This window comes from Suilimivivens aceti (genome assembly GCF_025567405.1).
In the GTDB taxonomy this organism is placed as follows: Bacteria; Bacillota; Clostridia; order Lachnospirales; family Lachnospiraceae; genus Suilimivivens; species Suilimivivens aceti.
In genome coordinates this window covers 23,789-34,619 of record NZ_JAOQKJ010000007.1, presented here as the reverse complement: position 1 = coordinate 34,619, position 10,831 = coordinate 23,789, and the positions used below count along the sequence as shown (strand labels likewise).

Genomic DNA, 10,831 nt, shown 5'->3' with positions numbered 1-10,831 from the left:
ATCCTCTTTCTAAAACCGCAGAATCCCCCTGTGGGAATCGTGTCTTCTCTTATATATTTCATAAAAAAGCAGGATCTGGATCAGATCACCTGCCCATTGCCATTTTTCTGGCGGAGCCTGCTCTTTGCTTTCATTTTTTTCTTCCTCTCTTCTGATCCTGTCAAGGATATCGGATGAGAGCTTATACAACTGCCATCTGTCTGGAAATTCATCATAGATCATGCTGCCTTCATAGTCAAGTTTATCCAAAATTTCCGCTATTTTCTTCTGATATTTTCTGGCGTCTGCCGGATACATCTGCTGAAGATACTCAAGATCCTTCAGGATCGTATCTTCCTCCTGATAATACAGAGGAAGCGGATATGTCATATAAAAAGGCAGAATTTTGCGCTCATACATAAAAAAGACTCCTGGCTTCTTTATCCTTATCATATGAACAGCCTTCCGTTTTTGTTCCCTGCTTCTGCTTTTACATCCCGCAACCGGAAAACAGGGGCAGATACTATCTGCCCCCGTATAAATCCCATATTCACCGTCTGCTTTCGCTTCCCGGCTTATTTCAGTACATGAATACGGGCAAGTGCTCTCTGGAGTGCTGTCTCTGCCCGCAAAATATCGGTTTCCGGTGTTTTGGAACGAAGTCTCTCTTCGGCACGTTCCTTCGCACGGTCTGCACGATCCAGATCGATCTCCTCCGGCCACTCGATGATCTCTGCCAGTATAGTCACCTTCTCTGGAAGGATCTCCACAAAGCCCGCATGCAGTGCTGCATGCTTCTGACCCTCAGCCTCTGTGATCGTCAGGACACCCGGACTTACGATCACGGTTGTCGGTACGTGCATTTTGTAAACTCCGATCTCTCCCTCAGTGGTATTGAACTCCACCATGGAGGCCTCTCCTTCATAGAAAACTCTGTCAGGAGTAATGATCTTAAGTGTAAATAACTGATTATCTGCCATAGGTACCCTCCCTACTTAACACGGGCAAGTACATCATCAATGCTTCCTGCATTCAGGAAATAGCTTTCCGGTATGTCATCATGCTTACCTTCCAGAATCTCCTTAAATCCACGGATGGTTTCGTTGATCGGCACATATTTTCCGGGAAGCCCGGTAAACTGTCCTGCAACGAAGAAAGGCTGGGATAAGAATCTCTGTACCTTTCTTGCTCTGGAAACAACAAGCTTGTCGCTTTCAGAAAGCTCATCCATACCAAGGATTGCGATAATATCCTGCAGTTCCTTATATTTCTGCAGAATCTCCTGTACGCCTCTGGCAACCTCATAATGCTCTTCGCCAACAACTCTGGGATCCAGAATTCTGGAGGTGGACTCCAAAGGATCCACTGCCGGATAAATACCAAGCTCTACGATAGAACGTGATAATACGGTTGTTGCATCCAGATGGGCAAAGGTTGTTGCCGGTGCCGGGTCAGTCAAGTCATCCGCAGGCACATAAACTGCCTGAACAGAAGTAATGGATCCGTTTCTGGTAGAGGTGATACGCTCCTGCAGAGCACCCATCTCAGTCTGCAGTGTAGGCTGATAACCTACCGCAGAAGGCATACGGCCGAGAAGTGCGGACACCTCGGAACCTGCCTGGGTAAAACGGAAAATATTATCAATGAAAAGAAGGACATCCTTACCACCCTTATCACGGAAGTACTCTGCCATGGTAAGTCCGGTAAGACCAACTCTCATTCTCGCTCCGGGGGGCTCATTCATCTGACCAAATACCATGGTAGTCTTATCAATAACGCCAGACTCTGTCATTTCGTGATACAGGTCATTTCCCTCTCTTGTTCTTTCACCTACTCCGGTAAATACGGAATAGCCGCCGTGCTCGGTTGCGATATTTCTGATCAGCTCCTGGATCAGGACTGTCTTACCTACACCAGCACCACCAAAAAGTCCGATCTTTCCACCCTTCTGGTAAGGACAGAGAAGGTCAACGACTTTAATACCAGTTTCCAGCAGCTCCTGCTGTGTGGACTGCTCTACAAATTCGGGAGCCGGTCTGTGAATCGGCTCATAGCTTACTCCTTCGGGAGCCGGCTTATTATCAATGGGATTGCCAAGTACGTTAAAGATACGCCCCAGTGTGTTCTCACCTACCGGTACACTGATGGGAGCGCCGGTTGCTACTGCATCCATGCCTCTCTTCAGTCCGTCGGTGGTACCCATCGCGATACATCTGACAGTATCATCTCCCAGATGCTGCGCTACCTCCACGGTCAGCGCACTGCCGTCCTCCAAAGGAATTCTAACAGCTTCGTTAATCTCGGGAAGTCTGCCCGTAAACTTCAGATCCAGTACGGCGCCGACAATCTGCGTGATCTTTCCTGAGCTTTTTAAATCTGCCATTTCTTCCTCCTAGTTTACTGATACCATACCTCTCATGATATCTATGATATTGCATTTGCTCCTGCAATGATTTCTGTTAATTCCTGTGTAATGGATCCCTGTCTTGCTCTGTTGTAAAGCAGTGACAGGCTGCTGATCATATCCTCTGCATTGCTGGTTGCAGAATCCATTGCCTGCATTCTCGCACCATTCTCACTTGCTACGGCTTCGATCATACCACCGTAGATCAGACTGGTTACATATTTGGGAATGATCATATCCAGTGCTTCTTCGTCCTCAGGCTCAAAGTTCATGGGTGCTCTGTTATCATCCTCTGCTTCCTTTACTGCCTCACCGGTCTTTCCGGATGTTTCTTCTGAAACTTCCACCGGAAGGAGCTTAACCAGAGTAGGAACATGCACTACCGTATTTTTAAACCCGGTATAGGCAAGATAGATCTCACTGATCTCGCCATTCTCAAAGGCACTGAGCACTTCCTTGCTGATCGCCATGGCATCTGCGTAGGCAGGCTCCTCGATTACATAGGAATAGTCAGCCTTGATCTCATAATTCTTCTGTAAGGCTTCCTTTCCTTTTTTACCGATTGCATAAATACTTAAGTCTTCGTCCTTCAGCTCTCCCCTTGTGATCAGCTTAACCACATTGGAGTTGTAGCCGCCTGCCAGTCCCCTGTTAGAGGTAATAACGATAACGGCTTTCTTTCCACCCTCTCCCGGCTTCAGATACCGGTGCTCAAGGCTGCCGGTACGTCCCAGGATAGACTGTACAGTACTGTACATGGCATGGAAATAATCTTCGGACTTTTCTGCATTCTGCCGTGCTCTCTGCAGCTTAACAGTAGAAACAAGCTTCATGGCTTTGGTAATCTGCTGGGTGCTCTGAATACTGCTCTTGCGCCTTTTTATGTCTCTCATTGAGGCCATAATTAATCACCTGTCTTTCTACTGCTTTATTTAAAGGTCTTCTTGAACTCCTCAAGGGCTTTCACAAGCTTCTGCTCTGTTTCCTCGGAAATAACCTGCTCTGCTGCGATCGCAGAAGGTACTTCTGGGAACTTGGTATCCAGGAACTCAAAGAACTCAGTTTCAAATCTGGTAATATCCTCTGTGGGAACATCCAGCAGATACTTCTTGGTTACCGCATAAATGATGATAACCTGATACTGTACCGGCATGGGATTGTACTGAGGCTGCTTTAATACTTCCTTGATCCTTTCACCCTGTGCAAGCTTCTCTCTGGTATCTGCATCCAGTTCGGATCCAAACTGTGCAAAGGATGCCAGCTCTCTGTACTGTGCAAGCTCCACACGGATAGGGGCTGCGATCTTCTTCATTGCCTTGATCTGTGCTGCACCACCTACACGGGATACAGAAAGACCTGCATTTACTGCAGGGCGGAATCCGGAATTGAACATTTCTGTTTCCAGATAGATCTGTCCGTCAGTAATGGAAATAACGTTGGTAGGAATATATGCAGAAACATCTCCTGCCTGGGTCTCAATGATCGGAAGTGCTGTCAGGGATCCTCCGCCGTACTCATCACTCATACGCGCTGCTCTTTCAAGCAGTCTGGAATGCAGATAGAATACGTCTCCAGGATATGCCTCACGGCCCGGCGGTCTCTTAAGAAGCAGGGAAAGCGTACGATATGCAGCCGCGTGCTTGGTTAAGTCGTCATAAACAACCAGTACGTCTTCTCCGTTCTCCATCCACTCTTCACCGATTGCACAGCCTGAATAGGGAGCAATGTACTGGAGTGGTGCCAGCTCACTTGCTGTCGCTGCAACAACGGTTGTATAGGCAAGGGCACCTGCATCCTCCAGTGTCTTAACGATCGTTGCTACGGTAGAAGCCTTCTGGCCGATCGCTACATAAATACACTTTACGCCCTGTCCCTTCTGGTTAATAATTGTATCGATGGCAATAGCCGTCTTTCCTGTCTGTCTGTCACCAATGATCAGCTCTCTCTGGCCTCTTCCGATGGGAACCATGGAATCAATCGCCTTAATACCCGTCTGAAGAGGGGTATCTACTGATTTTCTTGTGATGACGCCGGATGCTACTCTTTCGATCTTACGGTATCTGTCTGTCTGAATGGGGCCCTTGCCGTCAATCGGCTGTCCAAGAGCATTCACAACACGGCCCAGCATGCAGTCACCTACGGGAACCTCAACCACTCTTCCGGTGGTCTTTACAGTGTCACCTTCGCTGATGTTTCTCTGGCTTCCCAGAAGTACAACACCGACATTGTCTTCCTCAAGGTTGAGAACCATGCCGTATACTTCTCCGGGGAACTCAAGAAGCTCTCCCTGCATTGCATTTTCAAGACCATGCACACGTGCGATACCATCGGCTACCTGAATGACAGTGCCGACATCTGATACTTCAAGTTCCGATGCATATCGTTTGATCTGCTCTTTGATCACGGAACTGATTTCTTCCGGTCTTAAATTCATGTATCTTACGCACCTTTCTTCATATTTTACTGCTTACTTTCTGATGATTTCAAAAGCTGCCTGCGCATCTCGTAAAGCTTCGTACGGATACTGCTGTCCACAACTCTGTCGCCGATCCGGATGATCACTCCGCCGATCAGCTCTTCTTCCACCTGGAAATGCATTTCCATCTTCTTAAAAGCGGTGGTGGCAAGAAGTTTTTGTTCTACTTCTTTCTGCTTTGCTTCATTAAGAGGAACTGCTGTTGTCACATAGGCGATACCGATACCCTTCTTTTTCTTGATCTCCAGAATGATGTAATCAAGAATGGCATCAATTTCCTTGTATCTGTCCTTTGTCACAATGATACGGAGAAAGCCTGTCAGTTCATCGGAAAGCTCTCCCTTGAATACACGGTCGAGCACCGCAAGCTTATCCTCCTTCAGGATCTTCGGATGATTCATTAATTTCTCAAAATCCGGGTTCTCCTTAAGAATCTTTTTCAGAGCCATGATCTCCTCAAGGAGGCTGTCCTCTCTGCCTTCCTCTACTGCCAGTTCAAACAAAGCTTCACCATATGTTTTTGAAACTAGCTTTGCCATGTGCTCTCACCTATTTCCTTTAATGTTTCATTGACAAGACTCTCCTGCACGGTAGTATCGATTGATGCCTTTACTACCTTGCCTGCGATCATGGATGCCAGTACGACCATCTCACGTTTCATATCATCAGCCGCCTTTTCCTTTTCAAGGGCAGCTTCCACTTTCGCTCTTTCAATGATCCTGGAAGCTTCTTCCTTGGCATCTGCCACGATCCTGTTTTCATTGGCGAGTGCACGTTTTCTTGCATCGCTTAAGATCTCTTCCGCTTCCTTGTCCACGTTTTTCAGCTTTTCTTCATATTCTGCCTTCAGCGCTGCTGCGTCTTCCTTATCCTTCGCTGCATCATCCAGCTCTCCCTTGATCTTAGCCTGTCTCTTGGCCATCATGTCTCTGACCGGATTGAACAGCAGATAAGATGCGATCAGGAACAGCACAAACACCGCCACGATCATCAGTGCGGAATCTGCAAGCAGCTGTAAGTCAAGGTCAAATACTCTGGGTTCCATCTGTGAGCCTCCTTTCTTTTATTTTACGCAAGGCTCTTATTTTACCAGAGGCTGCACGAATAACAGGATGATTGCGATCAGCAGACCATAAAGACCTGTTGTCTCGGCAACTGCCTGTCCAAGAAGCATGGTAGAAGTAATATCAGATTTTGCTCCGGGATTTCTTCCTACTGCTGCAGCTGCATGTCCTGCTGCGATACCCTGTCCTACACCAGGTCCGATACCTGCGATAACTGCAAGTCCCGCACCAATTGCTGAACATCCTAAGATAAAATTACTATTAAATTCCATTCCTTGTTTCCTCCTTAAGGTTATACATGTTTAATTAATACCGTTTTTAAGGTTCTCCGTCGCCGCATGCATCTGCGATGTATGTCATCGTCAGCATACAGAATACATAGGTCTGAATCGCACCGGAGAAAATATCAAAGTACACGTGCAGTGCAGCCGGCCAGATCAGTGCGATCTTGCCAAGCAGCGTATAGATCAGTGCCATGATGGCTGTACCCGACAGGATATTGGCGAACAGACGCAGTGATAATGAAATCGGAACCGCCAGATTACCGATGATATTGATCGGCGCCCAGATCGGCCATGGATCGCATAAGCCCTTCAGTACACCAGAAAGCTTCTGATATTTCAGCTCGTTAAACCGGATCAGTGTAAAGGTCATCAGCGCCAGTGCAAAGGTTACACCATAGTCTGCTGTAGGTGGTCTGAGACCAAACAGTCCTGATATATTACTCAGGAAAATAAAGAAGAATAATGTTCCAATATAATTCCTGAACCTGACTGCCTGTTTTCCCATAACACCGCTGACCATGCCATCCAGCTTCTCCACTAACAGTTCCACTACATTCTGGAAACCGCTAGGCACCTCAGTCGCATGTTTCAGCATCCGGTTTGCTGCAATACAGAAACCGATGATGATCAGCATGACGATCAAAGCACACACATGTGTGGTAGTGATCCAGAGCGTCTGTCCAAACAGCTGATAGGAAAATACGCCATGTATCATGAAATCAACGTCTGCACCCTGCGATAGCAGAGTTCCATACCCCATATTCTCACCTCCTTGTTTCCTGTTCATCCACAGGATTCTCTGTTATGATATCAGGAAGGATCTCCTCCCCATAAACTGCTCTGCTGATCTTCTTCGTAACTGGCTGCAGATAGGCTGATACCTTCAGCCCCATCACACCAATAAATGCCGTCAGAAGATTGCCTGCAGATGTAACAGCACAGATAACCAGAACAAGAGCTACAACCGCCATTCTCAGCATACTCTGTCTGCCAAGATAACCTGCTGCCCCTTTCTCCGTAAGAGAAAGTCCCTTATCCAGGCTGTACCACATATGAAAAGCACATAAACATGCCGTCAGGATCCCGATCCACAGACCTCTGCTCCATTCCCCTCTCTGCGGGAAAAAGGCGATCACTACCTGACTGGCCAGTGCAAACAGAAGGATCCCCGTTTCCAGTTCGAACAATGTCCGGTTTACTTTCAGAAGCCATTCCTTCATCCTACTTCTCTCCTGCTTTTCCTTTCCGTTCTTTCCTGGATCTCGATCTGCCCCGATGAAGATATGCTTCTTCATCGCTTTGCTTTTCAAAGATCTTTCTGGAAAAACGGTAAATATTCCAAAAGCCTGCTACCGCACCTACAAAAAACAGGATAATGACCAGAAAGGAGGTGCCAAGCCATCTGTCTAGAACGCCTCCTGCAAAGGAACATGCTCCTACCGGAACCAATATATTGATACCGAACTGGCCAATCATAGCCAGTGCCTGAAAAACGGTCCGATTATACTTCAAATGCCTCTTCCTTCCACATGCCTGTTCCTGAAAACCGACCTTTTCATACATTTATTAATTATACCCAGTTTTACATCTTATGTCTAGGTAAAAGTTGACTTTCTGCACTAAAGGGCAGTTGACTTTTGGCACATATAAGAGTACTATTTTGAAAAATACATTTCCATAAAATATTTTTAAAATAATCCAAATTTTTCATAAAAAGGAGGAGTCTCATGACATATCCCGCACTGTACAGAAGACGCTTGATCCCCGATGAATGTATTCTCCTGAAGGACGATATTGTTCTGGAATGGAATGAAGACAGGATCGTAACCTCATGGAAGGCCCTCCATCCCAAAAAGGATCTCCATCACGGAAGCTCCTGTTACTTCCTGAAGGAAGGCTTCAAGGTAAGTGAATTTCTCGCTGAAGACGGCAGTCTCCTTTACTGGTACTGCGATATTGTCTCCTATGACTTTGATAAAACACAGAATACCATGATCGTTACGGATCTTCTGGCTGATGTCATCATTTATCCGGATGGCTTCGTCAAGGTTGTGGATCTGGACGAGCTTGTGACCGCTTTGGAATGCAGATCTCTTTCTCTGGATACCCTGAAAGCATCCCTTCGTCAGCTTGACAAGCTGCTTCATATTATTTATGGCGGACAGCTGAACACCTTAACTTACTATATTACACAGTACCACTGAAATGATCCTGATGATATGTGTATGAAATTCTGCACGCACATATTGTCAGGATCATCTTTTTACCTGATATTTTTTTTATCAATAGAAGATGTGTCCGCCGATCTGTGTTCCTGTCAGTCCTTCTATCGGCGTACGGAAAAACAGACAGTCTCCTACTGTAGTCGCACCACCCATAGCCTCATCAGCTGCTTTATAGCAGGCAGCTGTTGCGTGGTTTTCTGCGAGGGCAAGGGCGAGACGCCCACTAGCCACCGGTGAGAACTGTTTATTCTGATAGATGACACCCACTACCGTGTCCGGAAATACTGCACTCTTCACACGGTTGATCACGACCGCTCCGACAGCCACCTGTCCGGCATAAGGCTGATTACCCGCTTCACAGTAGATCAGATTAGCCAGAAGATATCTGTCTCCCTCTGCAAAGGTGATCTCCGAAATATCTCTCCACCTGCTCTGTGCTGCCAGAAGGGACAATCTTCTTTCTTCTTCCAGTTGTTTCTGCAGCTCCGCAATGTTATTGTTCTGCTCTGCAAGCTGCTGCTCATAGGCAAGCATTTCCTTCTCTGCTTCCGATACCAGATGCTGATTTGCAGAAATCGCCCCGGAGGTCTGGCTTACAAGACCGGACACCTTACTCTGCTCTGCCTCTACCTTTACCTTCAGATCATCCAGATCTTCCTTTTCCTGCAGAAGAGTAGCTTCCTTATCCTCTACTGCTGCCCTTGTTTCCTGAAATTCTGTCAGCTTCTTTCTGTCATAGGCAGAAAGCTGTTCAAAATAATCATTCCGGTTCAGCAGATCTGCGAAATCAGCTGACCCGAACAAGACCTCCAGCATTACATAATCTCTCTTTTCATACATGAACTGGATACGTTTTTTCATGGCTGCATACTGATCAGCTTCGATCTGTTTCGCTTCCTCGAGCTCAGCCTGTGTCTGTGTGATCTCTTCTTCTTTTTGAGTGATCCTGTTCTCGAGATCAGCCAGATTATTGCTGACCTCTTCAAGATCTTCATTCAATCCGCTAAGCTGCTGCTGCAATCCCGCAACCGTACCCTGAAGAGATGAAATTTCCTCCTTGGTATCTCCAATAGCTTCTTCCGTCTTTTTCTTCTCTTCCTTGGCCTCATTTAACTTCTGTTCTGTTTCTTTGATTCCGGCATAAGCAGTCGTATGTCCAGAAACTGCAAGCAGCGCAGTTGCTGTCAATACGGCGACTACCTGCCTGCCTGCTCCCTTCATCCGTTTCACCGCATTGCTTTCTGTTCTTTATTTGGTACCGAAAATCCTGTCACCCGCATCTCCAAGACCGGGTACGATATACCCGTGGTCATTGAGCTTCTCATCCAGGGAGCCGATATACATATCTACATCCGGATGTGCTTCCTGCATGGCCTTTACACCTTCTGGTGCAGCAATAATGCAAAGGAAACGGATATTCTTACAGCCTCTCTCCTTCAGCATCTGGATTGCGGCAATAGAGGAGCCGCCTGTAGCCAGCATGGGATCAACTACAAATACCTCTCTCTCTGCACAGTCAGCAGGAAGCTTGCAGTAATACTCTACGGGCTTTAAGGTTTTGGGATCTCTGTAAAGACCGATATGTCCGATCTTTGCCGCAGGGATCAGTGTCAGCATACCATCTACCATGCCAAGTCCTGCTCTCAGGATTGGAACGATCGCCATTTTCTTACCCTTCAGTTCCTTAACTGTTGTCTCACAGATAGGTGTCTGGATCTTCACATCAGAAAGCTGAAGATCTCTGGTTGCTTCATAGCAGATCAGAGTTGCGATCTCGCTGATCGTTTCACGAAAGCTCTTGGTACCTGTGTCTGTTCTCCTGATATAACCAATTTTGTGCTGGATCAGCGGATGATCCATGATGACTGTTCTTGCCATTTTTCTACCTCCGTACCTTCTTTTACATTTTATTTTCTTCTATATCTGTCAGTCTTTTGATGTTTCTTCGGCTGCCATTTCCAGTTTTCTGATCCTTCTTGCATGTTTTTCCTCGCCCGAAAAAGGAGTATCAAGAAAAGTATCCACTATTTCCACGGCAAGATTTACACCTGTATTCCCCTCGCCAAGAGCCAGCATATTGGCATCATTGTGAAGTCTTGTCATTTTAGCAAGATAGGAATTGGTGCACAGTGCACAGCGGATCCCCTTCACTTTATTGGCTGCAATGGAAATTCCGATTCCTGTAGTACAGACAACGATCCCCTTTTCACAGCTTCCGTCTGCCACTGCCCTGGCTGCTGCCTGTCCAAAATCCGGATAATCACAGGATGACTTGTCATAACATCCAAAATCCTTTACTTCCAGTCCTCTCTCCTGCAGATGTGCGATTATTTTCATTTTCAGGTCGTATCCACCATGATCACTGCCTATTGCTATCATTTCTTTTCCTCCTGTCTGTT

15 protein-coding genes are annotated in these 10,831 nt (G+C 46.6%); 1 reads left to right on the top strand and 14 read right to left on the bottom strand.

Annotated features, from left to right (window positions below):
* Positions 1 to 9 precede the first annotated feature (9 nt).
* The 11 genes from OCV77_RS09350 to OCV77_RS09300 all read right to left on the bottom strand — a co-directional run bounded on the left by OCV77_RS09350 (position 10) and on the right by OCV77_RS09300 (position 7,719).
* Entirely contained in the window at positions 10 to 399 is a 390-nt protein-coding gene (locus tag OCV77_RS09350; protein WP_147371207.1) for a hypothetical protein, read from the bottom strand.
* A 155-nt stretch (positions 400 to 554) separates the two neighbouring features.
* Entirely contained in the window at positions 555 to 959 is a 405-nt protein-coding gene (gene atpC, locus OCV77_RS09345; RefSeq protein ID WP_118797968.1) for an ATP synthase F1 subunit epsilon, read from the bottom strand.
* A gap of 11 nt (positions 960 to 970) precedes the next feature.
* Positions 971 to 2,362, bottom strand: a complete 1,392-nt coding sequence (atpD, locus tag OCV77_RS09340; RefSeq protein ID WP_118797967.1) for a F0F1 ATP synthase subunit beta — start codon at positions 2,360 to 2,362, stop codon at positions 971 to 973.
* A gap of 41 nt (positions 2,363 to 2,403) precedes the next feature.
* A complete protein-coding gene (gene atpG, locus OCV77_RS09335) occupies positions 2,404 to 3,285 on the bottom strand; it encodes an ATP synthase F1 subunit gamma (RefSeq protein WP_262574793.1) in 882 nt (293 codons plus the stop codon).
* A 26-nt stretch (positions 3,286 to 3,311) separates the two neighbouring features.
* Positions 3,312 to 4,817, bottom strand: coding sequence for a F0F1 ATP synthase subunit alpha (gene atpA, locus OCV77_RS09330; RefSeq protein ID WP_262574792.1), 1,506 nt, complete (start codon positions 4,815 to 4,817; stop codon positions 3,312 to 3,314).
* Positions 4,818 to 4,843: 26 nt separating this feature from the next.
* The gene (atpH, locus tag OCV77_RS09325) at positions 4,844 to 5,398 is read right to left on the bottom strand and encodes an ATP synthase F1 subunit delta (RefSeq protein WP_118797964.1); all 555 of its coding nucleotides are present in this window, start codon (positions 5,396 to 5,398) and stop codon (positions 4,844 to 4,846) included.
* Positions 5,386 to 5,904 (bottom strand): F0F1 ATP synthase subunit B, encoded by a 519-nt coding sequence (atpF, locus tag OCV77_RS09320; RefSeq protein ID WP_118797963.1) that lies wholly within the window; start codon positions 5,902 to 5,904, stop codon positions 5,386 to 5,388. Before atpF ends, atpH begins: the two co-directional genes overlap by 13 nt.
* A gap of 36 nt (positions 5,905 to 5,940) precedes the next feature.
* Positions 5,941 to 6,195, bottom strand: coding sequence for an ATP synthase F0 subunit C (gene atpE, locus OCV77_RS09315; protein WP_118797962.1), 255 nt, complete (start codon positions 6,193 to 6,195; stop codon positions 5,941 to 5,943).
* A 46-nt stretch (positions 6,196 to 6,241) separates the two neighbouring features.
* Entirely contained in the window at positions 6,242 to 6,967 is a 726-nt protein-coding gene (atpB, locus tag OCV77_RS09310) for a F0F1 ATP synthase subunit A (RefSeq protein ID WP_262574791.1), read from the bottom strand.
* A 4-nt stretch (positions 6,968 to 6,971) separates the two neighbouring features.
* A complete protein-coding gene (locus tag OCV77_RS09305) occupies positions 6,972 to 7,427 on the bottom strand; it encodes a hypothetical protein (RefSeq protein ID WP_262574789.1) in 456 nt (151 codons plus the stop codon).
* A 1-nt stretch (position 7,428) separates the two neighbouring features.
* A complete protein-coding gene (locus tag OCV77_RS09300; protein ID WP_262574788.1) occupies positions 7,429 to 7,719 on the bottom strand; it encodes an AtpZ/AtpI family protein in 291 nt (96 codons plus the stop codon).
* Positions 7,720 to 7,934: 215 nt separating this feature from the next.
* Between OCV77_RS09300 and OCV77_RS09295 the strand changes: the two genes are divergently transcribed.
* On the top strand, positions 7,935 to 8,411 hold the full coding sequence (locus tag OCV77_RS09295; protein ID WP_118797958.1) for a ribonuclease FAU-1 family protein: 477 nt from the start codon (positions 7,935 to 7,937) through the stop codon (positions 8,409 to 8,411).
* Between the two features lie 78 nt (positions 8,412 to 8,489).
* Here OCV77_RS09295 and OCV77_RS09290 read toward each other — a convergent pair whose 3' ends face one another.
* Genes OCV77_RS09290 through rpiB form a run of 3 tightly spaced genes read right to left on the bottom strand, consistent with a single transcriptional unit; the run spans position 8,490 to position 10,811 of the window.
* Positions 8,490 to 9,653: a cell wall hydrolase gene (locus OCV77_RS09290; RefSeq protein WP_262575007.1), complete on the bottom strand. Its 1,164-nt coding sequence runs from the start codon at positions 9,651 to 9,653 to the stop codon at positions 8,490 to 8,492.
* 27 nt (positions 9,654 to 9,680) lie between these two features.
* Complete coding sequence (gene upp, locus OCV77_RS09285) at positions 9,681 to 10,310, bottom strand: uracil phosphoribosyltransferase (RefSeq protein WP_118797956.1); 630 nt, start codon at positions 10,308 to 10,310, stop codon at positions 9,681 to 9,683.
* 48 nt (positions 10,311 to 10,358) lie between these two features.
* Entirely contained in the window at positions 10,359 to 10,811 is a 453-nt protein-coding gene (gene rpiB / locus OCV77_RS09280; protein ID WP_262574786.1) for a ribose 5-phosphate isomerase B, read from the bottom strand.
* Between the last annotated feature and the right edge of the window lie 20 nt (positions 10,812 to 10,831).